This window comes from Pseudoalteromonas rhizosphaerae, assembly GCF_028885455.1.
GTDB lineage: Bacteria > Pseudomonadota > Gammaproteobacteria > Enterobacterales > Alteromonadaceae > Pseudoalteromonas > Pseudoalteromonas rhizosphaerae.
The window spans coordinates 2,134,503-2,157,171 of the sequence record NZ_CP118496.1 but is presented as its reverse complement, the minus strand read 5'-3'; the positions used below and the strand labels follow the sequence as shown (position 1 = coordinate 2,157,171).

The 22,669-nt window shown below is 42.1% G+C and carries 20 protein-coding genes; 6 read left to right on the top strand and 14 right to left on the bottom strand.

The genetic code is table 11. From position 1 onward, the window contains the following. Positions 1–19 precede the first annotated feature (19 nt). On the top strand, positions 20–1,474 hold the full coding sequence (locus PVK79_RS09120) for a tetratricopeptide repeat-containing sulfotransferase family protein (RefSeq protein ID WP_182819355.1): 1,455 nt from the start codon (positions 20–22) through the stop codon (positions 1,472–1,474). On the opposite strand, the gene PVK79_RS09115 is transcribed toward PVK79_RS09120, so the two are convergent. Then, entirely contained in the window at positions 1,428–2,342 is a 915-nt protein-coding gene (locus PVK79_RS09115) for an alpha/beta fold hydrolase (protein ID WP_145236199.1), read from the bottom strand. The two genes, PVK79_RS09120 and PVK79_RS09115, sit on opposite strands and share 47 nt — an antisense overlap. Before the next feature lie 123 nt (positions 2,343–2,465). Here PVK79_RS09115 and rlmF point away from each other — a divergent pair, with 123 nt between their 5' ends. Next, positions 2,466–3,413, top strand: coding sequence for a 23S rRNA (adenine(1618)-N(6))-methyltransferase RlmF (rlmF, locus tag PVK79_RS09110; protein ID WP_182758509.1), 948 nt, complete (start codon positions 2,466–2,468; stop codon positions 3,411–3,413). Further along, positions 3,410–4,423 carry a low-specificity L-threonine aldolase gene (ltaE, locus tag PVK79_RS09105; RefSeq protein ID WP_257326498.1) on the top strand — a complete coding sequence of 338 codons (1,014 nt, stop codon included), beginning with the start codon at positions 3,410–3,412 and terminating at the stop codon, positions 4,421–4,423. The genes rlmF and ltaE overlap by 4 nt, the downstream gene beginning before the upstream one ends. Here the strand turns inward: ltaE and PVK79_RS09100 are convergent. From PVK79_RS09100 to PVK79_RS09050, 12 genes are all read right to left on the bottom strand, one after another. Further along, on the bottom strand, positions 4,400–4,990 hold the full coding sequence (locus PVK79_RS09100) for a thymidine kinase (RefSeq protein WP_145236208.1): 591 nt from the start codon (positions 4,988–4,990) through the stop codon (positions 4,400–4,402). The genes ltaE and PVK79_RS09100 overlap by 24 nt on opposite strands. A gap of 114 nt (positions 4,991–5,104) precedes the next feature. Then, positions 5,105–5,578 (bottom strand): methylated-DNA--[protein]-cysteine S-methyltransferase, encoded by a 474-nt coding sequence (locus PVK79_RS09095; RefSeq protein WP_145236211.1) that lies wholly within the window; start codon positions 5,576–5,578, stop codon positions 5,105–5,107. After that, positions 5,575–6,936, bottom strand: coding sequence for a DNA-3-methyladenine glycosylase 2 family protein (locus PVK79_RS09090; protein ID WP_257326497.1), 1,362 nt, complete (start codon positions 6,934–6,936; stop codon positions 5,575–5,577). The genes PVK79_RS09095 and PVK79_RS09090 overlap by 4 nt, the downstream gene beginning before the upstream one ends. 78 nt (positions 6,937–7,014) lie before the next feature. Then, entirely contained in the window at positions 7,015–7,641 is a 627-nt protein-coding gene (locus PVK79_RS09085; RefSeq protein WP_257326496.1) for a superoxide dismutase, read from the bottom strand. 31 nt (positions 7,642–7,672) lie between these two features. After that, on the bottom strand, positions 7,673–8,179 hold the full coding sequence (locus PVK79_RS09080) for a hypothetical protein (protein WP_182758507.1): 507 nt from the start codon (positions 8,177–8,179) through the stop codon (positions 7,673–7,675). Positions 8,180–8,269: 90 nt separating this feature from the next. Further along, positions 8,270–8,761: a GNAT family N-acetyltransferase gene (locus PVK79_RS09075; RefSeq protein WP_149980086.1), complete on the bottom strand. Its 492-nt coding sequence runs from the start codon at positions 8,759–8,761 to the stop codon at positions 8,270–8,272. A 27-nt stretch (positions 8,762–8,788) separates the two neighbouring features. After that, positions 8,789–11,845 (bottom strand): response regulator, encoded by a 3,057-nt coding sequence (locus PVK79_RS23540; RefSeq protein ID WP_425607883.1) that lies wholly within the window; start codon positions 11,843–11,845, stop codon positions 8,789–8,791. Next, positions 11,757–13,547: a PAS domain-containing protein gene (locus PVK79_RS23535; RefSeq protein ID WP_425607882.1), complete on the bottom strand. Its 1,791-nt coding sequence runs from the start codon at positions 13,545–13,547 to the stop codon at positions 11,757–11,759. Before PVK79_RS23535 ends, PVK79_RS23540 begins: the two co-directional genes overlap by 89 nt. A gap of 111 nt (positions 13,548–13,658) precedes the next feature. Further along, positions 13,659–16,799, bottom strand: a complete 3,141-nt coding sequence (locus PVK79_RS09065) for an efflux RND transporter permease subunit (protein ID WP_257326495.1) — start codon at positions 16,797–16,799, stop codon at positions 13,659–13,661. An 11-nt stretch (positions 16,800–16,810) separates the two neighbouring features. Further along, complete coding sequence (locus PVK79_RS09060) at positions 16,811–18,037, bottom strand: efflux RND transporter periplasmic adaptor subunit (protein ID WP_257326494.1); 1,227 nt, start codon at positions 18,035–18,037, stop codon at positions 16,811–16,813. Beyond that, positions 18,034–19,293, bottom strand: a complete 1,260-nt coding sequence (locus PVK79_RS09055) for a TolC family protein (protein ID WP_257326493.1) — start codon at positions 19,291–19,293, stop codon at positions 18,034–18,036. The genes PVK79_RS09060 and PVK79_RS09055 overlap by 4 nt, the downstream gene beginning before the upstream one ends. Positions 19,294–19,345: 52 nt before the next feature. Further along, a complete protein-coding gene (locus PVK79_RS09050; RefSeq protein ID WP_257326492.1) occupies positions 19,346–19,726 on the bottom strand; it encodes a hypothetical protein in 381 nt (126 codons plus the stop codon). 162 nt (positions 19,727–19,888) lie between these two features. On the opposite strand from PVK79_RS09050, the gene PVK79_RS09045 reads away from it, so the two are divergent. Together PVK79_RS09045 and PVK79_RS09040 are read left to right on the top strand one after the other, a co-directional pair. Next, the gene (locus PVK79_RS09045) at positions 19,889–20,746 is read left to right on the top strand and encodes a cation diffusion facilitator family transporter (protein WP_257326491.1); all 858 of its coding nucleotides are present in this window, start codon (positions 19,889–19,891) and stop codon (positions 20,744–20,746) included. Positions 20,747–20,829: 83 nt separating this feature from the next. Beyond that, positions 20,830–21,909 (top strand): PepSY-associated TM helix domain-containing protein, encoded by a 1,080-nt coding sequence (locus PVK79_RS09040; RefSeq protein WP_257326490.1) that lies wholly within the window; start codon positions 20,830–20,832, stop codon positions 21,907–21,909. A 3-nt stretch (positions 21,910–21,912) separates the two neighbouring features. Here PVK79_RS09040 and PVK79_RS09035 read toward each other — a convergent pair whose 3' ends face one another. Further along, the gene (locus PVK79_RS09035; RefSeq protein ID WP_257326488.1) at positions 21,913–22,269 is read right to left on the bottom strand and encodes an SH3 domain-containing protein; all 357 of its coding nucleotides are present in this window, start codon (positions 22,267–22,269) and stop codon (positions 21,913–21,915) included. Between the two features lie 83 nt (positions 22,270–22,352). On the opposite strand from PVK79_RS09035, the gene PVK79_RS09030 reads away from it, so the two are divergent. Then, the gene (locus PVK79_RS09030; RefSeq protein WP_257326487.1) at positions 22,353–22,625 is read left to right on the top strand and encodes a hypothetical protein; all 273 of its coding nucleotides are present in this window, start codon (positions 22,353–22,355) and stop codon (positions 22,623–22,625) included. The last annotated feature ends 44 nt before the right edge of the window (positions 22,626–22,669 follow it).

The following is a 22,669-nucleotide window of genomic DNA, read 5'->3' as shown; positions in this document are numbered from 1 at the left end:
AAAATAAAAAAAGTGATGTATGTTGCTAAAAAAAGCTAACCAACTACTTGCCGAAAACAAACTCCAAGAAGCGGAGTTTCACTATAAAACCTTGCTTGAAAGTGATCCCCAAAATGGCGAAGCGCTATTTGGTTTGGGCCGTATTGCCCTGCGCTTAGAGCGCTTTGATGCTGCAGTTTATTTATTACAAAGAAGCTGTGAACGTCTACCTAATATGTTGGAGCCACTGCACGCGTTAGCGGATGCATTTAATGGCGTTAATTCGCCAAATGATGCATTAACCGTACTGGAGTATGCAAAAAGCATTGCTAGTCATAACCCAGAGCCACACTATTATCTCGCACAACATTATTTAACCCATGGCGAATTAGATAAAGCACATACCACCTTTGCACAAGCACTAAGTATTGGTTTATATCCGGTCACTGCTTATATTTTATTTGAACTGGTACAACTTGGCCGCTTTGATCAACAGCATAACTACATCAGTAACTTGCATCATTTACTCACACAAACCAATAACTTACGTTTAAAAATGGTTTGTTATTACGCCTTGGCAAAAAGTTATGATCAACTCAATGATATAGAACAAGCTGTAAATTATTATAAACTAGCCAATAAATTGCAGCTGCAATTGAGTAGCTTCAACACTGAACAATTAACGCCGTTTTATCAAAGTATTATACGTTATAACCCAAAACGTTTATTTGCCACTATCAAGCCTGGATTTACTGGTACTGTTACGCCCGTTTTTATTATTGGCATGCCACGCAGTGGCTCAACATTATTAGAACAAATGTTAGCTTCACATAGTGAATTTGCAAGCCTTGGGGAAGATCGCTGTATTAGCTCGCAAGTTGTTGCATTCATAGAACAACAAACCAAGTTGTCCTACCCTGAATGTATCAGCGCACTAACACCGCAACTGATTGAGCAAGCGCGGGCTCTTTATACCGCACGGTTAAAACAAGCAAAACCTATTCGCGCGTTCATGATCAACAAATTGCCCGCTAATTATCAATCGTTAGGGCTTATCTATTTATTGTTTCCAAATGCTAAGTTTATTAACTTGCAGCGCGATTTTAATGCCACAGCTTGGTCCGTTTATAGTAATTACTTTGCAGAAAATGAACCTTATTTTTGCTCATTACCTGAATTTAAACGTTACTATGATTTATACCAAGGTTTGATGACGCATTGGCAACAAGCAATACCTTCGGCTATCTTAGATGTTCATTATGAGCAACTGATCAGCGAGCCGCGCGATACGTTAAAAAGCGTATTTACATTTTTAGGTACCGCATTTGAAGCACAATGTTTAGACTTTTATAAATCAAAAAAACCAGTTACCACGCTTAGCAAAGCAGCTGTACGAAAACCGCTACATAACCGTGCAATAGAACACTGGAAACGTTTTGAAACGCCACTCAGGGCGTTGCTGAATGACGCTCAAACCACGTCACTAGATCCTTAAATTGATCTGCTTTAGCACTAGCGTGCGTTAACATATTAATATGATCGTAATCATATTGATGGCCGTGTTTTTTCCCGTACATTTGCAGGTGTTGAATACCAGTACCTGACTCGGCAATAAATTTTTCAATATCAATTTGTTGTGCAAGCGCTTTGTCTTTCACCCCCCCTATGTGTAAGGTCGGTGGCAAACTTAAGCCAGCCACAGCTTGCGCGTAATCAAACCCGTCGTCGCTATCTAACCATGGTTTACGTTTAGCCCATTGCATACTTTGATAATGCGACTTTTTAGTTTCATCATCACTGCCCCACTTGAGTCTTTTGGCGGGTAAATAACCATGTTTTTTAGCCAGTATTGGCGCTAAAAAATACCAAATCAAATTTCCTTGAAGGTATTTTTGTGGATGATGATTATAAAGCGAGCGTTTAGTACCAAAGTAAGCACATGCTTTTACATCATTGATATACTGTGGGAAACGCGCAAACACACTATTCATTAATACACCACCCCAGGAATGGGCTACCCAATACGCTGGTGGTCTACCTTCACGCTCGGTAATTTTAGCAATAAAAGCGGGAATATCTTCAATAATAGCTTCGGTTTGGCCATAGTGAGCATGCTTTGAGATAGCCGGTTTGCTGTCACCACGACCTCGTAGATCAGCCACATAACACACATATCCTTGCTCAGCTAAAAAAGGTGCTAACCCCTTATTTGAATGCGTATAAAATATTTTACCGTTTTCAACAGCACCATGCATAAACAACACAGCTGGCCCAGCGGCTTTGCTGTTATCTGCTATGCGGCGCAAATGTAATGTTTGTAGCTCAGTTAGTTTAATAAATACTGATTCTTGTACGATCGCCATTTCAGTTCCTTGTTGTCATTGTTATGAACCGCAACTCATCCTACCAGTAATTTAAACAAGATCACACGTCAATGTGTTTCTCTGGTAAAATAACTTTTTTGTTTGTTAAGCTAATTATTTGTTATGAAATCAACACCATTAAAATCAAAACTACACCCTCGAAATCGCCATAACAAAGGCTATGATTTAGACTACCTAAGTATTAAAGTGCCCACTTTAAAACCATATATCGTGCTTACTCCCAATGGTACTAAAAGTATTGATTTTAGTGATAACAAAGCAGTAAAAACGCTTAATCAAGCACTTTTGCAAGCGTACTATAACGTTGATTTTTGGGATATACCTGAACACAACCTTTGCCCACCGATTCCAGGACGCGTTGATTACATTCACTACTTAGCCGATTTACTAGCAAACGATAATCAAGGCGTTATACCTCAAGGCAGACAAGTTAAAGTGCTGGATATAGGTACTGGTGCGAACATAATTTACCCGTTACTAGCAAGCCATGAATATAACTGGAGCGTCACAGGCTCAGATATAGATCCGAGCGCTGTAAAATTAGCCAAACAAATCGTACAATTTAATAATCGCAAAATTACCGTCAAGCTACAAAAGCAGTCGCAGCATATTTTTCAGGGGGTAATAAATGCAAAAGAGCTTTTTCATATTACATTGTGTAACCCTCCTTTTCATGCCAGTGAACAACAAGCAGCTCAAAGTAGCGAGCGGAAATGGAAAAACTTAGGCAAAGCCCCTAAATCGTCTTTAAATTTTGGCGGGCAACATAATGAGCTTTGGTGTGAAGGTGGCGAAGCGCAATTCATTTGTACCATGATCGATGAAAGTGCCCTATTTGCTGAGCAGTGTATGTGGTTTACCTCTTTAGTTTCAAAAAAAGAAAACTTAGCCACGTTACAAGCACAATTAAAAACACACCCTGTGGCTGAAGTTAAAATCATTGAAATGGCGCAAGGGCAAAAAGTGAGTCGCTTTATTGCGTGGAGTTATTTTGATCAACAAACTCGCCAAGAGATCAGCCAGCAATTTACACAACCGGAGATATCATGATTGATTTTCGTTCTGATACTGTCACTAAGCCCTGCGCTAAAATGCGCGAAATTATGTTCAACGCCCCTTTAGGTGATGATGTATATGGTGATGATCCCAGTATTAATAAATTAGAAAGCGTTGCAGCACAGCGTCATGGCTTTGCCAGTGCATTGTTTTGTAGCTCCGGCACCCAAGCAAACTTATTAGCGTTAATGGCTCATTGCGAACGTGGTGATGAATATATTTGTGGGCAAAATGCACACAATTATAAATTTGAAGGCGGTGGCGCGGCAGTGCTTGGATCAATCCAACCGCAACCTATCGAGAATGAAAATGATGGCAGCCTCTGCTTTGACAAAATACGCGCCGCTATCAAACCCAAAGACTTTCACTTTGCTAATACCCGCTTACTCAGTTTAGAAAACACCATTGGCGGTAAAGTGCTGCCATTAAGTTATTTAGCCCAAGCGCGTGAGTTCACTCACAGCCATCAATTAGCACTGCATTTGGATGGTGCTCGCGTTTATAACGCTGCGGTTGCGCTTAAGGTAGATATTACCGAGATAACCAAACACTTTGACTCCGTGTCTATTTGCTTATCAAAAGGCTTAGGCGCACCAGTAGGCTCATTACTACTTGGCTCTGTTGAACTGATCAATAAAGCAAGGCGTTGGCGTAAAGTACTTGGCGGCGCTATGCGCCAAGCTGGTATGCTGGCAGCCGCTGGCCACTATGCACTTGAGCACAATGTTAGTCGTTTAGCCAACGATCACAGCAATGCGCGTTACTTAGCGCAGCAGCTCAGTGCCATTGAAGGCTTTAACGTTGACTTGTCGCGCGATACAACCAATATGGTCTATGCAAATGTTGCTGATAATGTTGATATTAATGCCATTGCACAGCAACTAAAAGGACAAGGGATAGTATTCAGCCCAAGCAAAACTTTGCGTTTAGTAACTCATTTACAGATCACTCGAGCCGATATTGATCAATTTATAGCAGCGTTAACTTCGGCGCTGCATGTTTAACGCAGCTTTATAGTGTTTGCGGCACACCGACACATAACGGTCGTTGCCGCCAATTTCCACTTGATTACCATCGGCAATCGCTTTGCCTTGCTCATCCGTACGCAATACATGGTTCGCTTTGCGACCGCAATGACACACCGTTTTAAGTTCAACCAGTTTATCAGCCCACGCCAGTAAGTACTGCGAGCCGCTAAATAACTCGCCTCTAAAGTCATTACGCAAGCCATAGCACAACACCGGAATGCCTAATTCATCCACCACATCGGTCAGTTGCATTACTTGCTGACGTGATAAAAATTGACATTCATCCACCAGCACACAGTGACGTTTTTGTTCACTATTAAGCTGTTTGATCAGTTCAAAAACATCTTTGTCAGCATCAAAAATATGTGCATCAGCTTGTAAACCAATTCGAGAAGATACCTTACCAACACCGGCACGATCATCCAATGCAGCCGTTAAAATAACAGGCTCCATGCCGCGTTCGCGATAGTTAAATGCCGATTGTAAAAGCGTGGTAGATTTACCTGCGTTCATTGCAGAATAATAAAAGTACAGCTGAGCCATGAAAATGCCTACCCTGAAAAAAGTGCGCTAATGCTACCTTAATCTTGATTGAACATCACCTTTTTTACCCGTGCTAAAACTAATTCCTGGAGTCTAATGACCCTTTTTTGAAGATTAAATCAGCCCTTCGTGCTCAAGTAACCACTGCTTGCGCTCTAGCCCACCCGCATAGCCGGTCAATTTACCGTTGGCACCAATAATACGGTGACACGGCACAATAATACTGATTGGGTTTTTACCATTAGCAGCCCCCACTGCGCGAACTGCCTTGGGATTATTGAGTGCATGAGCAATATCTGAATAACTCTGTGTTTGTCCAAATGGCACCGCGGTGAGCGCTTGCCATACCGCTTGTTGAAAAGCAGTACCATGGGTGGCTAGAGTGACATCAAAGGTTGTTCGCTTGCCTGTAAAGTAGTCATTAAGCTGCGCAGCACAATTTAAAATATGTGGCTGCTCAACCTCTGAAAATGGGGTTTCTGAGCACTCTATAACTGGATAAAAGCCCACATAACTCACCCCGTGTTGGTTACCTTGAATAATAATCTCATCAATTGGGCTGGGTATTCGGGTTTGAATAATAGTCATGTTAGCTGCTGCCATAGTTGAAAGGTTAAATAGGAGCGAAATGGCGCGCACATCTCATCATTAAATGGTTTTGCCCCCGCCTGTGCTTTCTTTACACCTAAATCTCCTGCTAATAAAATATCGGGCTGACTTTGGCCGCGTAATTTTGCATAGTTTACTGTCCAAGGTCCAATCCCTTTGAGTAGCAGCCATTGATCAAGCTGTTGACAATCAGGGTTATCGGCGCAGAATTGCGCTAAATTACGCAGCGCATTCTTTCTCGCTTGAGGCATTTTAAAAAATGCCAGCTCACTGTTTGCCACTACCTCAGGGGTTGGAAAATACACTCGCTCGCCATCTTGTTCGCCCAGTTCATCCACCAGCTGAGTCACTAAGTTATGCGCGGCAGTCACACTGACTTGTTGGCCAAGTACCGCACGAATACCAGCCTCAAATACCGACCAAATACCCGGTAACCGCAGCCCTTGGGTTAACACAATTGCCCCTTGAAGTTGAGTTGTTAGGTGTTGTTCGATTTGCGCAGTATCGGCATCTAAATCGAGCACCCTGCGAATTTCACTTAAAATAGGCTGTAAAAAGCGTGGCTGATCAATATCAATGCTGACTAAAAAATGATGTTTGTGCTCTACAAACTCAGCCGTAAACTGGCCTTGGCAATGCTGGTTTTTAAAGCTGCGACCATAATATGTCTCACCAAGCCACTCAAGAGGTGAAATTAACCGCTTAGCTAAAAATTGCTGTAACGCAGCCCAATTATAAGGGGGCCGAAAAGGTAATTTAAGCCTCAACATCGCACGTGATGTACTAAGCTCACCACGCATTTTTGACGGGCAAATATGTAACTGCTGTAAAAAAGCATCATTAAAGCGACGAATACTATTAAAGCCCGCTGCAAAAGCAACTTGGGATACCGACAGGCTTGTTTCTTGTAATAATTTTTTAGCGAAATGGCATTGATTAAATAACCGATATTGAGTTACTGAGATACCAAAATGTTGCTGAAATAACTGCCTTAAATAGCGGCTACTCACGCCTAGTCGCTCAGCTAACCGTTCACAGCTTTGTTGTGTTGTTAAGTCACTGTCTATCAGATGTTTGGCTCGCAGCGCTGTGGTTTTTGTTCCTTGCCATGCGCTACTTCCAGGGGTGCTATCTGGGCGACAACGAATGCACGGGCGAAATCCAGCCTGGGCAGCATTATGGGCATATTGAAAGTATTCTACGTTTTGCTCTTTTGCAGTAGGGGCAGGACAAATTGGCCGACAATAAATACCGGTGCTTTTAACACCGATGAAAAAGAGTCCATCAAAACGATGGTCGCGGCTTTGTCTGGCAAGTTGCCAATGGCTAGTATCCATAAGGTGCTCTTAACTATACATCTGCTAATAGAGTACGTGAAAAAACACAGTTTACTAGCCATTTTCGGCACTCAACCTTTATTCGCTGATTGATTTACTGGTAGCAGCTAAATAACGACGCTCAACTTCAGCCCAATTAATAACATTATAAAATGCTGCGATATACTCCGGGCGGCGGTTTTGGTATTTCAGATAATAGGCGTGCTCCCACACATCTAAACCTAAAATCGGCGTGTTGCCGTGCATTAATGGACTGTCTTGATTTAAACTACTTTCCACCACAAGCTGGTTATTTTTATTAACACTTAGCCACGCCCAGCCACTGCCGAAGCGACTAACAGCTGCTGCTGTAAATGCCTCTTTAAAGTTATCAAAGCTGCCAAGCTGCTCTATGATCGCATCTAATAAACTCCCTTTTGGCTGACCCCCACCATTGGGGCTCATTACTGTCCAAAACAATGAATGGTTTGCATGTCCGCCACCATGCTCTTGCACTACTTTTTGCAGCTCAGTTGGCAACGTGTCAATCTTTACGAGTAACTCATGTACATCAGTATCGCTATACTGGGTATTTTCAAGTGCCGCATTGGCTTTATTGATATATGTTTGATGATGCAAAGTATGGTGGATCTCCATAGTTTTAGCATCTAAATGTGGCTCTAACGCATCGTACTCATATGGTAATGGGGGTAATGTAAACGCCATAATTGTTCCTTGTCGGATTAAGAATAAGTGATCAATGCACAGTGGCAGTTTGATCTGGGGTGTAACTTAACGTCTGATTGATTTGTTCTATTAATTGCGGGGAATGACTGTGCAATTTGGCAAACCGTACTAACTCTGTGTAGGTTTTGTGATGATGGTGCACAACCACTGTACGCACCGTATCGCATGAATGCTGGAGCAAATGACTTAAACTTATATGCACATCACACAAGCACTGACACGCTTGCTCTGCTTGATTCATCGCTCGATATGTATCCGCTAAATTATGAGCGGCAACAACGAATGCGGGGCAGCAATGTTCAATTGCGCTAATAACTGACTGGCATATTTTTGCTTGGCTAAATTGGCTTAATAAACGAGCTGCGAGGGTGTGTGCTGTCGTGTATTTATCGCGAGCTTCAATTAAAGCACCGCGTTCAAACGCTGTATTTCCAGCAATAATGTTGGCTTGCCAAGGACTTAATACTTGCTCAACCTGAGACAATTTATTACTGCTGTGAAACTGTGGGTGTGACATAAAAATCACCTGCACAAAATTAAATGATGTGATTAATTTACACAGCCAAACAACTTAATGCAAATGATTTTTATTTATATTTGCGTATTTTTATTTCTCGGCAAAATCAATTAATGCTTGTCCTGTAAGTCGATAAATGATCCACTCATTTTGTGGCTCTGCCCCCATACTATTGTAAAAATCGATCGCAGGTTGATTCCAGTCAAGTACCACCCATTCAAAACGGCCACAATCTTTTGCGATAGCTTGGCGTGCCAAATGTTGCATAATCAATTTACCCGCACCATTACCTCGGCTATCTGGGCTAACATATAAGTCTTCAAGGTACAGGCCATTCTTGCCAAGCCAAGTCGAGTAATTGTAAAAGTACACCGCAAAGCCAATTGGCGTATCGCCTTCAAAACAAATTAAACTATGCGCTGTTGCACCTTCACTAAACAGGGTTTTTAAAATCGCCTGTTCATCGGTTTTAACTGCATCGGGCTCTTTTTCATAAATTGCCAATTCGGTAATAAAATGCAAAATAGTAGCAGCATCCGAAGGCTGCGCATCTCTTAAGGTAATCGTTTTTTGGTCTGTCATAAGCTCTCTTATTTATTACTGCATTGTTTAATACTGATCTAGTTTATCTTTTAATATTTGTAGTTGAATCGGTTTAGCCAAGTAGTCATCCATTCCAGATGCTAAACACAACTGTTTGTCTTCATCCATTGCATTGGCTGTGAGTGCAATAATCGTAATCTGTTGATGTTTAGCACCCGCCTCACCGGCACGAATTGCGCGAGTAGCGTCAAATCCATCCATCACCGGCATTTGGCAGTCCATGAGCACTAAATTAAAGTGTTCTGCAGGTACTTTCGCTAAAATATCAAGAGCTTGCTGACCATTCTCCGCTAGCGTTACGGTAAAATTCAGTTTACTTAACATTAGTTTAGATACTTGCTGGTTAATCGGATTGTCTTCAACCAATAAAATATGGCTATTTGCTCTATGCTGATCACTACGCAGTGAGGATATATAACTTGATGTCACTAAAGGTAAGTCTGTCGAACACTGTTCATCAGCGATCACTGCTATTGTTGAAATCAAATCAGCAGTGGTAATCGGTTTTGGAAAGTACGCTTGAAATCCAGCATCATTAAACCGCTGCGCGCCTTCCATCCCCGCAATACTGGTCATCATTACTAATGGCATAGCTTTAAAATCATCATCAGCTTTTAATTTTCGACACAGCGCTAAGCCATCCATTTCTGGCATTTGCATGTCTAATAACGCTATATCATATAAACTCTGTTGAGCAGCTATACGCTTTTCACACAGCTCAAGCGCCTGCCTTGCATTACATGCAAGCTCTACTTTAGCTCCCCAATGAGCAAGCTGTTGGCTTATCACAATCCGGTTGGTTTCGTTATCATCAACCACCAATATAGTGAGCTTGGTCAGATCTATGGTCGGTATACTGCGTTCGGTTTCGCTCCCCTCTTGTAGCATAATCGTCGCTGTGAATTCACAGCCTTGGCCAACTTCGCTGGTTAAAGTGACAGTTCCGCCCATCAGCTCACACAGCTGCATACAAATTGCTAAACCTAAGCCAGTACCGCCATATTCGCGCGTAGTCGACGCATCAACTTGTGAAAAAGGGCTGAATAAATCTTTTTGCTTGGTTAGATCAATTCCGATGCCAGAGTCTTTTACACTAATACTGAGCTGATATTGTTGTTCAATAGGAGTTACTGATGCGCGGATCACTACTTCACCTTGCGCAGTAAACTTAACAGCGTTACTCAGTAAATTGGTCAGCACTTGGCGAATACGCCCCGGATCGCCTTTAAATTGCACCGGTGTCACAGCCACTAAATCAATAATGATTTCGATATCTTTATCTTGCGCCGCAAGGGCTTGAGATTCCGCCACCTCTCCGAGTAAATTACAGACATTGAAGTTGATACTTTCTAGCTCGATTTTACCGGCTTCAACTTTCGAAAAATCTAAAATATCATTGATCACCGACAATAAAGAATGCGCGCTATTTTTTGCTATCGCGACTTTCGTTCGCACCGGCTTGGTCAAGGCCTCAAGTTCGATCAGCTCAAGCATACCCAACACCCCATTCATTGGGGTACGGATTTCATGACTCATGGTTGCTAAAAATTGACTTTTTGCTGTTGCAGCAGCATTGGCTTTGACTAATGCAATTTTCAGCTCTTGGGCGGTTTGCTTGCGCCTTTGCGACATTAACACGCTGCCCACTAATGTCGCTAAAGAGCGTAAATAGGTTTCTTCATTTTGGCTCCAACAGCGATAGCTACCGACACTTTCCGCACATAGCACTCCTAATATACCCTCACCGGTAGATATCACCGCATCGAGCATCGAATTAATATTTAATGGTGTTGTGTAAGTGTCAATCAATTCGGCGGTTGCAGGATGGCTATTAACATCATCGATTGCTACTAAGCCTTGTTCAAATATCGATTGGTAATAAATTGGAAAATCGCTGGCTTTAAGCACTAACGATTGCTCAACAAACCCTTGCTGCTCTACAAACAAACTCATGCAATGCATTTCATCATTGAGTTCATCAAACAACCACACAGAGGCCCGTTGCACGCCCAAGACTTCGCACATAGACTGCGCAACTAAGCTTTTCACGTCATCAAAGTTACCCGCTAACACCTCAGGTGACACCGTTAAGCTTGCCAAGTTTTTATTGTACTGATTGGCTTTTTTACTCTCTAATTCAAGGTGTTTATGGGTATCAATATTTTGGAAGGAACCATACACACGAATACAACGACCATTTTTATATTCAGCTTGGCCAATTGATTTAACCCAGCATTCATTGCCAAGTGCCGTCACTATAATTAATTCAATTTCCCAACTGTTCCCCGTTATTATGGCATCTTTGAATAACTGACTGATCCTATCTCGGTGATAGCCTTCCTTGTAAAAATCAAGTGCTTGAGTAACAACCGGTTGGTAATCCTCAGCTACTTCATGAATTGCTTTCACTTCGTCTGACCAATACATAGTATTAGTTTCTAAATCGACTTCCCAAGCACCAATTTGACCTTGCTTACTCATTGCTTCTAGGAGGCTTTGCTGGCGATAAAGTTGCGACTGGGTGTGGTAACGTTCTGTAATATCATGAATAAAGCCATCTAAATACAAGACATTACCGGCGTGGTCGTACACGGCTTGGCCTTTTTCATGGACCCAGTGAGTACTGCCGTCCGAAGCAAGTAAACGGTATTCTACAGACCATGGCTGATGGGCTTCAATATCAATTCTCACCTTCTGTGCTACGTTTGCAACATCATCAGGGTGAATTAACTCAACGAAGCTCAGCTTATAATTATCAACCAAGTCATTTGGTTCATAGCCTGTGATAACTTTAGTTTGCTCACTCAGATACAGCATGCTCCATTGCTCATCATATTTACAGCGATAAACAATACCTGGGATATTTCCAACCAGTGACACAAATCGGTCACGACTTAATTGCAGTTGTGCTTCTGTTTCTTTTCGCTCGGTGATATCAAGGTGGGTACCTATCATGCGTTTTGGCGAGCCATCACTATTTCGCTCCACGATACGTCCGGTGCTCAGTACCCATACCCAATGACCAATGACCAAGACGATGCAACATGCGAACTTCGCAAACATAATAGTCGCTTTCACCGGCAAAATGTTGTTCTAAAAGCTTCCCTGAGCTGACAAGATCATCTGGGTGAGTATATTTACTCCAAGTATTAAAGTCAGTCGGTTGCAGCTCTTCCAAGGTATAACCGATAATACTCGCCCAACGGTTATTAAAGTATGCTTTGCCGGTATCTACATACCAATCCCAAATTCCCACCGCAGTGCTATCGAGCACCAGTTGTAATTGTGTTTTATGCTGCTCAAGTTCTAATTCTTGAAGTTTTAAAGCGGTTATGTCGGTACGAATTGCAATATAACTTTGCGGCTTACCTTGTTCATCTAAAAAAGGCGCTACTGTGGTATCAACCCAATAAAAAGCGCCATTTTTCGCTCTATTACATACTTGTGCATGCCAAACTTTGCCCTCTTTAAGGGTTTTGTACATGCCTTTAAAAAAGCCTTTAGGATGGATACCTGAATTTAACAAGCGATGATTTTGACCAATTAACTCGCTTTGACTATAACCACTAATTTCACAGAATTTACTATTAACAAAGGTGATCCGCCCGGTTATATCGGTTACTGCCACAATAGCGTGCTCGTCAAGGGCACTTTTTTGCTCCGCTAATTGTTTCAACGCTAGTTGCAGCTCAGCACTTTGATGCTCAAGCCGTTCTTGTTGCTGGACTTTGCTGCTAACTAAATGCTCAAGATCAATCGAAAGCTGATGTAATTCACTACTGTCATCTAAGATAGGAATATGAGTGCGCTCACCTCGGGTGATTTCTGCACTGGCATGAGCAAGGCTAATAAACGGGCGAGATAAACGCCGTCCAAACCACCACGATAAAACTAAAATCACTAAAAATGCCAAACCATTGGCAACTATAGCTGCAAACTTATAATCACTGGCACTTTGTAACATTACCGCTGCGGGTTTCTCAACCAACAACTGCCAGCCGGTGGCATTTGCAAAATTCAAGTCAGTTAAAATAGCATAATGCAGGGTATTATCTGTTTTATGGTAAGTGAAAACATGCTCAGTATTTGCCGAATTTGTAAAAAAATCAGCCTTTGGCAGTAAATCGGGATGCAATTGAGCACCCGTTATTTCGCCATTTTTGACGATAAAAAACGTCAGTTCTTCATTGTTATTATGGATATGCTCTAAATTATCGAGCAGACCTTGAAAATTAACATCCACTATAATTATTGCATGTAAACCGCGTTGATTATCTTTCATAGGTAACGCGACAAAATGATGTATTTTCGCCCCCACGGTTGATACAAATACACTTTTTTGTCCTTGCTCTATAGCCGCGAGCATGGCGATTAACTGATCCCGTGTTAAGGCTGAGAAGGCCTCGTTGCTAACTGGATTTGGAGTATTTAAGGGGTCGAAAATAATATGAATTTCATTAACAAAATCGTATCGAGCAACAAACTCATCAATCAATAGTTGTTTATTAAGTTGGCTGTGACTGAGTTGATCATTTAATAAATAAAGATCTTTAATATGATCAGCAAACCAAATATCAGCAAATTGCTTACCAATACTACTTAGTTCGCCAAGTTCGGTATGGGCACTTTTTTCAAGAGAGTTGCTTACATGTTGAAAACTGAACCAAGACATTAGAAATAAAGGCGCGAGCGCAATTACAATAAACGTTACAATCAGCTTAGTCCGTATAGATTGGCCTTTATTCTTTATCAGGCTATGTAGCATCTTATTTCCATTATCAACATTAATATATTTAATCAGTTACGCAGTCATATTAATGCACTAAATAACACAAGACGCAAGTTTATGCGCCTTGTGCTAGCAGATTTAACAGTCCTAGTTACTGATATTATTTGTCCGGTAGAACTGCTGACTAAATTTTGCGTAAAGCACAGGCAATACAAATAAAGTCAAAAATGTTGCAGTAAACAAGCCGCCTACAATAACCGTTGCCAATGGCTTTTGAATTTCAGCACCGATACCGGTTGAAATTAACATCGGGATCAAACCAAGTGCAGAGGTTAATGCCGTCATCAGCACCGGACGTAACCGTGATAATGCGCCATTAAATGCTGCTGTATCTAAGCTATCACCGCTTTTTACACGATTGTTAATACTTTCAACCATAACCACACCATTAAGTACCGCCACCCCAAACAAGGTAATAAACCCTACCGAACTGGGAACTGATAAATATTGGCCTGATACGTATAGTGCAACCACGCCACCAATCACGGCTAAAGGCACATTTACTAAAATAAGCATTGCTTGACCTATTGAGCCAAATGCAAAATAAAGCAACAGTGCGATTAACGCCAATGAGATAGGCACAACGATAGATAACCGCTGTTGTGCTCGTTGCTGGTTTTCAAACTGACCGCCAATACTAATGCCATAGCCTGCTGGTAAATCTACTTGATCATTAATGGCAGTACGAATATCAGCAACCACAGAGCCCATGTCGCGCCCTTGTACATTGGCTTGGATCACCACTCGACGCTGAACATCATCGCGGCGTACTTGCGGCGGTCCAGATTCAATATTAACCGTTGCTACATCTCCTACGCGTACCAAAGCACCTGTCGGTGATGATAAGCGTAAGTCTGCAATAGCTTCAGGGCTGTCACGAAATTCTGCGCCAATGCGAACATAAATATCATAACGCTCATTAGCATTAATTATTTGCCCAGCGGCAGTACCACCAATGCCATGTTGGACAATGGTCATTAAATCACCCACCGATAATCCATAGCGAGAAAGCGCTAATCGATTTGGTTTGATCACTAATTGTGCCTCACCAGCGATTTGCTCCATGGCAACATCTTTTGCGCCAGCTACACCTTTTACAGCTTGTTCAATAGCTTGACCTTTACTGACCAACACATCTAAATCAGCACCAAACAGCTTGATCGCAAGTTGTGCTTTTACCCCTGAAAGTAATTCATCCACCCGTGTCGCTATCGGCTGTGAAAAGTTAAATAATAAACCAGGGAACTGCTCTAGTTTTGTCTCCATTAACACTTGCAGTTGTGCTCGGTTATCAGCAGATTGCCACTCACTTACAGGCTTTAAGCCTAAGTATATTTCAATGTTATTGACTGGCTCTGGATCACCGCCTACTTCAGGGCGACCAACACGGCTCAATGCATACTCAACCTCAGGAAACTCAAGCAATATTGCTTCAAGTTTTGGGGCAACTGCCAGTGCAGTATCTAAACTAGCAGAAGGTGCCAAAGTCACTCGTAAGTTGATCGTGCCCTCTTCAAGCTCTGGCACAAACTCTGTGCCTAGCTGCGGCAACAACACACCCGCTACCACGACTAATACAGCAGCTACGGCAATAACTGTTTTACGAGCATTCATTGCCCAGCCCAAACACAGCTTATAAGCTTTATCTAATGGCTCTAGCACCACACTGCGTCTTAGCGTCACGCCATTGGCAAATAAGTACACCGCTAACGCTGGCACAATCACTAACGCCACAATAACAGCCGCAACAATTGCCAACATTATACTAATTGCCATAGGCTGAAACAGCTTAGCTTCAACGCCTTCAAAACTAAACAATGGCATAAATACCACTAAGATGATCAACGCCGCAAAGAACACCGGGCGCGCAACTTCTTGAGCTGCTAACTTAATACGCTCAACATAACTGTGTGATTGAGTGCTTGGCTGCGTTAAATGACGGAAGATATTTTCTACCATAACCACCGAGCCATCCACTAACATACCAATTGCAACAGCAATCCCGCCCAATGACATTAAATTTGCAGAGAGCCCAAACCACGCCATTACGCAAAGTGCTAAGCCAATTGAAATTGGGATCGATAATAAAACCAATAATGTGGCTCGCAGATTCATTAAAAATAATGCTAACACCACCACAATAAACACAAATGCCAACAACAACGCATCAACCACAGTATCAACCGCTTTGGTGATCAGATCAGCTTGGTCATACAGGGGTTCAAACGTTACACCATCAGGTAATGCTTGATTAATTAACTCAATTCGCGCACTGATACCGTCGATAGTTTGTTTAGTATTAGCGCCAATACGCTTTAACACCACGCCTGTTACCACTTCACCCAGCGATGTAATATTACCATCAGCATCTTTTTTACTCATGGTCGCCGCACCTTGGCGGATTTCGCTGCCTAATGACACATCAGCTACATCAGCAATAGTAACAACCGTTCCATTAATGGTTTTCAGCGGCGTTTGCGCAATTTCTTGTAACCCTTGTTTACCCGCATTAAACCAGCCAGTACCACGGATCACCAATTGCTCTTGGCCGCGATTCATATACCAGCCACCAACATTGGTGTTATTTTCTTCAAGCGCGCTCACTACTTGTTGCTGATCTAATTGATAAGCAAGTAACTTATTTGGATTGAGGTTAACTTGATATTGACGAACATCACCACCAAACGACAGTACTTCTGTTACGCCATCAACAGGTAAAATAAGTAGTTTTACAATCCAATCGTTTAAGCTACGCAGCGCCATACTATCCAAACCAGACTCAGGAGATGCCGCCAGTAAGTATTGATACACTTGGCCAAGCCCTGACGTGTTCGGTCCCATTTCTGGCAAGCCAATTCCTTCTGGGATCAGCTCTTTAGCAGCTTGCAGACGTTCAAACACGAGTTGGCGCGCAAAATAAATATCCACACCTTCTTTAAACACCACAGTTACGCCTGATAAGCCGGTTTTTGAAATCGACCTAACTTGATCGACATCGGGCAACGCATACATTACCGCTTCAATGGGATAGGTTATAAGCTGCTCAACTTCAACGGCAGCTAAACCCGGTGCTTCGGTATTAATGGCCACTTGCACATTAGTCACATCTGGAAACGCATCTAAATTTAATTTAGGGATCACCACAGCGCTCATAGCAACTAATACACACAGCGCTAAAAAGACCAGTAATCGATTGCTAATAGCTGCATTAACTATTTTATTAAACATATTCGTCGCTCCTAGTGGTTATGCGGATCAAAGCCGCCTTTCGCTTGCTCTGACGCAACAAAAAATGCGCCTTCAGTCACCACTTTCGTGCCCTCTGGTAATCCTTTAATTTCACGAAAACCAGCAAAGCGTTGGCCTAATTCAACTTCTGTCGAGATAAGCTCACCATCTTCATCTTGTACAAACACCGCCCAATCTCCATCTGGGTTTCTCAGTAATGCCTGCTCAGGCACTGCAAGTACTTTTTGCTCTGTAGCAAATTCAAAATATACGTCACTAAACATACCTGGATGCAGCGTATGCTGATTGTTCTTAACACTTAAACGTACCACTCGTGAGCGTGTGGCTTGATCAATCGTATGGGCTTCTTGGATCACGGTTGCAGGATACATTTGCTGATTAACTTTAACTTGAGCCGTGGTCCCTTCATCAATATCAATTGTTTGATTTGCTGATAGTTTTGCCTCAACCCACAGTAAGCTCTCATCGGCAATTAGCATAAGCTCAATCCCAGCATCAACTCGCTGACCTTGAGCGAAATTATCACTTAACACTGCACCAGAGGTGCCTGCGAAAAGTGTGTATTCACCAAGTTTTTCAGCGGGAATATCTGCACTTTGCTCAATCGCTTTGCTAGATAAACCAAACGCCACCAGCTGACTCTGCGCTACTTCGTATTCAGCCTTAGCTGTCAGTAAACGCTTTTCACTCACGGTGCCTTTACCCATTTTTTGCACTCGTTGCCACTCAGCTTTCGCTAATCGATAAGTGGTTTGCGCACTGGCAACTTCAGCGCTAAATAAGCTGACCAATGGCGCGCCCGCTTTAATGTGCTGCCCTAATGTGGCATGGCGTTTTACCACGATTGAATCAACTCGTGGCGACAGCACATAGCTGCTATAGCCATTTGCTTTAATTTCACCTGGTGCGTAAAGCTGTGATTGGTAAACACGTTTTTCTAACTTGCTGATCTGCACATTTGCTAAGCGCATTTGGGTGTCTGTTAAGCGTACCCCACCAGCTTGCTCGTCGTGCTCTGGCTGCGGCTGTGAAACAGCTTGTTCATCCTCGTGAGGAGCTTCATCAGCTTCGTGCACATGCATAGCTTGTAATTGTGCTTCACTGTGTTCGTGGCCTGATTTGGCATGTTCAACATCTTGCGGTGTAGATGTGGCTGCCGGTGCAAAGTTGGCAAACATTAATACAAGGGCAGAAAAAGTAATATTTAAGCGCTTCATAAGGCAGCTCCATCAATTAGGGGACGTGTAAAGGTAGTAATATAATTGCTAAGTTGGCCACTTTTAGTTAACCAATTAACGCTTGCCAATTGGCTTTGCTGAACAATCTCAACGCCAGCAAGCAAACCTGAAATACGTTGTTGACGCATCGTAAGGTATTCAGCAGTGCTGATATCGCCGCTTTGCCATTGTTGCTCAATCAATTCGAGGCTACTGTCTGCATTGGCTTGGTTAATTGATTGCCAACGTTTTACCCGCTGAGCATAAGCTTGCATCACTTCTTTACTCGCTTGTGCTTGAAATGTCATCGTGCGCTGTAACGCTTGATATTCGGCTTCCTTCGACATTGCCTGCAATTCAGACGCCTGATATTCATCACTAAAGTCATTCAATATATTCAGAGGCATAGAGAAGTTTAACGAGACAATACTATCATCGCCATTTTTCCCCGCCGCAATCCCCACAGTGGGTTTAACAGCGCGTTCAGCTTTGATCACTTGTGCTTGTTGGCGTTGATATTGCCATTGTGACTTAACCAATAATAGCTGCGGATGCTGCAACACATTGTCAGTGTTGGTATTGGTGTTAATACCAGTAAGTAAGCGCTCTGGAGTGAGCGCAGTGTCTTCTCGCCAAGCAGGTAGTAAGGCTTGAACTGCTAATTTAGCATCGGCATAAGCACTGGCTTGTTGTGCTGTTTGATTCAAAATTTCAGACAGTGAATATAAAGCCAGTTGTTCATCAAGCAGGCCGACTTCACCAGCAACCCGACGGCGCTTAATTTCGTTTACTAATCGCTCTAGCTGCTGCTCTTGATCTTGTGCAAGTTGAAAAGCCGCTTTGCTGCTGCGCCAATTGATCAGCGCAATCAAGGTTTGTTCTACAAGTTGTAGATAGCTCAGTTGCAGTTCTTGCTGCTGTGCATTTAGCATTAGCTGCGCCGCAGTTAATTGCGCACCTTGTTGATCATTAATATCAAATGTTTGACTCAAGCCGAGGCTAAAGTTATTCGCATCACCCTCTTTTTCAAGGCTCGATTCAAAGTTTGGGTTGTATAACGATTGCCCAGCGGCTCGAACAGAAGCCTCCGCACTTTGTAATTGCTGATAATCAGCTTGTAAATTTGGGTGTTGTTTTAATTGCGTCAACAACCAATTTAAATCGCCAGTATTAGGCGTTGGCGCAGCCAATGTATTTGTGGTAGTTAATACAACCATACATAGGCAAGCAAACCGAAACGGTTTGTTTAAATTCATAACGTATTCTCTTACTAAATAAATCGGTGGCCAAAAGTGGCCAGCTAAAAAATTAACTTAGTAAGGTTGTGATCGGAGGGCGTAGATCAGGAATAAGTAAGCGAGAGTTAAACGCAGGATCGTTTAAACTAATAATATCGTAACTTGGTAGATTAGCGTGCTGCTGCCATGGCTCAGTAAATAAAATAGAAATATGACAGACGTGGCAATGAGCATCATCAGCGTTATCCGCAAGTGCTTTGCTTAGTTGTTGATGCTGTAATTGGTGAGAATCATGATCATTGTTAATCATACAATGTTCATCAAGTTCGCTTTGCTGGTGTAATAATTGCGAAGTGGTGTTAATAGCAGTGTTATGTTCAGCCACGTCAAAACTATCCAGCACTGGCTGAAGAAGTAATAAAGCTAAAATTAACAACACTGATTGCTTCAAGCAATAACCCCATACAAACGATATGCAAATAACTTTAACAGAACTTAATCCCTCTGCAAAGAATTTAAGACAGTTTTATTAATTATTATGCCAGCACTGGCTAATTTAATAACGCTCACTTAATATAAATCAACATAATAAAAATACATAGAAGCGCTAAATATGGCAAATCAACATTCTCACAGTCATGACACTGACAACCAAAGCAACCGCCAGTTAGGCTTTGCGGTGTTTATCAATGTGCTGCTAACAATAGCTCAAGTTATTGGCGGTGTAGTCTCAGGTAGCTTGTCGCTAATTGCTGATGCACTGCATAACTTAAGTGATGCAGCAGCCATTTTTATCGCCCTCATCGCCCGTAAAATTGGCAGTAAAGCCGCTGATGAACGTTACCACTTTGGTTATAAACGAGCTGAAATTTTAGCCACCCTATTGAACAGCACTACGCTTATCATTATTGGTGGTTTTTTAATTGTCGAAGCAATTGAAAGTTACTTTAATCCCGCCCCAATCGATGGTTGGATTGTCGTTTGGGTAGCAGCAATAGCATTGATCATTGATATTGCCACGGCGATACTCACCTTTAATGCGGGTGCTAAAAATAGCATGAACATTCGCGCGGCATTCATTCATAATATATCCGATGCATTAGCGTCAATTGTGGTCATTGTAGCGGGCTCATTGATCATTCTATATCAGTGGTACGTTGTTGATTTAATAGCGACAATTTTAATTTCTGGCTATGTAATTTATCACGGTGTTTTATTACTCATTGAAAGTTGTAAAATTTTGATGCAAGCCGCTCCCGATGACTTTGACCGCAATAAGGTAAGCACAGCGCTGTGTAAACAGTTTGCTATTAAACAAGTACACAGTATTAAAGTATGGCAACTCGATGATAATCAAGCGTGCTGCGAACTGGTGCTCACACCATCCACAGAGCTGGTTCTCAAAGATGTTAAAAACTATTTGCATCATGAATTTGCAATCGAACATTGCATTATTGAGTATCGCGAATAAGCAAAGCATTCATCGAATTTTATTGAAAACAGCTCGCGTTCTCATTTATCATCGCATTTTATAATAAGTGCAGGGTGTGTGAGTTGTTAAAATTGTGGCTACGCCGTACTCATTTAATACTAACATTAGTGAGTGGGCTGTTTTTGATCTGTTTAAGTGTCACTGGCGCAATCTTGGTGTATGCCAAAGATATTCAACGCCTTGTCCAGCCACAACTGTGGACGGTAGAAAACCCCAATAATAACAATGTAATTGCCTACCCTGTTTTGCTAAACACCATCACATTACACACCCAGCAACCCGTAACATTATTAATGCCAGAGCAAAGCCCAAATTATGCCTGGCAAGCGCAACTGGCTAATAAACAATATGTCAGTGTTAACCCTTATACTGGTACGGTTATTCATCAGTATGATTATTACCGCACAATTTATGGTTTCACCATGGCACTGCATCGCTGGTTAATTTATGAAGATGGTGACGGCAATCGGCCCTTGCGTAATTGGGTATCTGTTTGTGCACTTATTTTTATTATTAATATGCTCGTTGGCGTCTACATTTGGCTTAAACCCAAAAACCGCTTAAAACGCTTGGTGATCAAACCAAAAGCCAAACTACGAATTTTGCTTTATCAATTACATACTGTAATTGGCATGTACTTATTTATCCCATTGCTATTAATTGCTTTCACAGGCATGGCATTCAATTGGAAAACACAAACCCAAGCAGTACTGGAGTTTGTTACACAAAACACGGTAGATCCAAGGCCTAAAGCGCCAAGCATCGAAGTCCCCGATACAATTGATCATGATAACTTGGCTGTCGCTTTACACAAGGCGTTGCTGGTATACCCTGATGCAGAATTGTTTCGTATCTACATGCCTAAAAAAGCCAACGAACCACTAGCACTGAGAGTAAAAAACCCAAGCGAGAGTCACGCGTACAGCTGGGTGTGGGCAAATCAATATACTGGCGAAGTATTGCAATCTTATGATGCCTCCCGTGCTAACTTCACCACCCAAGCATGGAACTTTAAATATAAGTTTCATATTGGTGATTTTGCAGGCCCATTGGTGCAAATAATCTGGTTATTTATCGCCCTCACCCCTGTACTTTTTACAGTAAGCGGTGGTTACTTTTGGTATAAACGCCATTATAAATAATGGCTAAAAACCGTTTAGTTTTTCTTGAGGTAGCCAGCCGCTGTGCTGCTCGTTGGATATTTTGATACACCAAGCCCAACCATTTAACTGGCGTGTTACTTGTACCATTTCGCCTGGGCATACATCCAACTCTTTAGCTGTGTAATCTTGTAAAGCTCGCCCTTGCGTTGCACTTAACCACTGTATCACTTGGCTTGGTACCCAGCCATCGTGTTGATCTGCAACACTGCACAAATACCAATTATCCCAAAGTGGATTTGCTTGGTATTTTTCGCCAATCTGCAATAGCGTGCCTTTAATAAAGGTGATCGGGTTTGGGTATTCACTTTTATGTGCGGTTATTACTTTGTACTTTTTCATACAGCTCCTTGCCTATCTAACCAGCATTGATTTTCCTATTTTAAAGACTAAAATTAACTTATACAAACCTCAAGGATGAGCAGATGAAAACCGTTTTGGCACTATTTATCATTAACCACCTGTGCTTTTATATATTTACTGAGTACTTTAACGGCACAATGAGTAAGATCTCCGGCAATACTTACCTCTCAGTGATGGGACTTGGGTATTCGTTTATCGGTTTTCCACTGCAATTACTAATTGAGCTGTTACTTATTATTGGTTTTAGTTATCAAATCTTCAATGTCGGAAAATATCAAGCAAGTATGCCACTTTGGTTAGCATTTTTTGCAAGTATTGCACTGGTTATTAGCTGAAAAACACCCCACCCCATCTTATGAGAGCAATATTGTTGTTTTAG

What these genes read in the sequence shown, in the direction of transcription:
- PVK79_RS09100 (WP_145236208.1), bottom strand. Translation starts at nt 4,990, where the DNA reads ATGGCTCAGCTGTACTTTTATTATTCTGCAATGAACGCAGGTAAATCT.
- PVK79_RS09045 (WP_257326491.1), top strand. Translation starts at nt 19,889, where the DNA reads ATGGCAAATCAACATTCTCACAGTCATGACACTGACAACCAAAGCAAC.
- PVK79_RS09035 (WP_257326488.1), bottom strand. Translation starts at nt 22,269, where the DNA reads ATGAAAAAGTACAAAGTAATAACCGCACATAAAAGTGAATACCCAAAC.
- PVK79_RS23535 (WP_425607882.1), bottom strand. Translation starts at nt 13,547, where the DNA reads ATGCTACATAGCCTGATAAAGAATAAAGGCCAATCTATACGGACTAAG.
- PVK79_RS09085 (WP_257326496.1), bottom strand. Translation starts at nt 7,641, where the DNA reads ATGGCGTTTACATTACCCCCATTACCATATGAGTACGATGCGTTAGAG.
- ltaE (WP_257326498.1), top strand. Translation starts at nt 3,410, where the DNA reads ATGATTGATTTTCGTTCTGATACTGTCACTAAGCCCTGCGCTAAAATG.
- PVK79_RS09115 (WP_145236199.1), bottom strand. Translation starts at nt 2,342, where the DNA reads ATGGCGATCGTACAAGAATCAGTATTTATTAAACTAACTGAGCTACAA.
- rlmF (WP_182758509.1), top strand. Translation starts at nt 2,466, where the DNA reads ATGAAATCAACACCATTAAAATCAAAACTACACCCTCGAAATCGCCAT.
- PVK79_RS09030 (WP_257326487.1), top strand. Translation starts at nt 22,353, where the DNA reads ATGAAAACCGTTTTGGCACTATTTATCATTAACCACCTGTGCTTTTAT.
- PVK79_RS09055 (WP_257326493.1), bottom strand. Translation starts at nt 19,293, where the DNA reads ATGAATTTAAACAAACCGTTTCGGTTTGCTTGCCTATGTATGGTTGTA.
- PVK79_RS09095 (WP_145236211.1), bottom strand. Translation starts at nt 5,578, where the DNA reads ATGACTATTATTCAAACCCGAATACCCAGCCCAATTGATGAGATTATT.
- PVK79_RS09090 (WP_257326497.1), bottom strand. Translation starts at nt 6,936, where the DNA reads ATGGATACTAGCCATTGGCAACTTGCCAGACAAAGCCGCGACCATCGT.
- PVK79_RS09065 (WP_257326495.1), bottom strand. Translation starts at nt 16,799, where the DNA reads ATGTTTAATAAAATAGTTAATGCAGCTATTAGCAATCGATTACTGGTC.
- PVK79_RS09120 (WP_182819355.1), top strand. Translation starts at nt 20, where the DNA reads ATGTTGCTAAAAAAAGCTAACCAACTACTTGCCGAAAACAAACTCCAA.
- PVK79_RS09080 (WP_182758507.1), bottom strand. Translation starts at nt 8,179, where the DNA reads ATGTCACACCCACAGTTTCACAGCAGTAATAAATTGTCTCAGGTTGAG.
- PVK79_RS23540 (WP_425607883.1), bottom strand. Translation starts at nt 11,845, where the DNA reads ATGTTTGCGAAGTTCGCATGTTGCATCGTCTTGGTCATTGGTCATTGG.
- PVK79_RS09060 (WP_257326494.1), bottom strand. Translation starts at nt 18,037, where the DNA reads ATGAAGCGCTTAAATATTACTTTTTCTGCCCTTGTATTAATGTTTGCC.
- PVK79_RS09075 (WP_149980086.1), bottom strand. Translation starts at nt 8,761, where the DNA reads ATGACAGACCAAAAAACGATTACCTTAAGAGATGCGCAGCCTTCGGAT.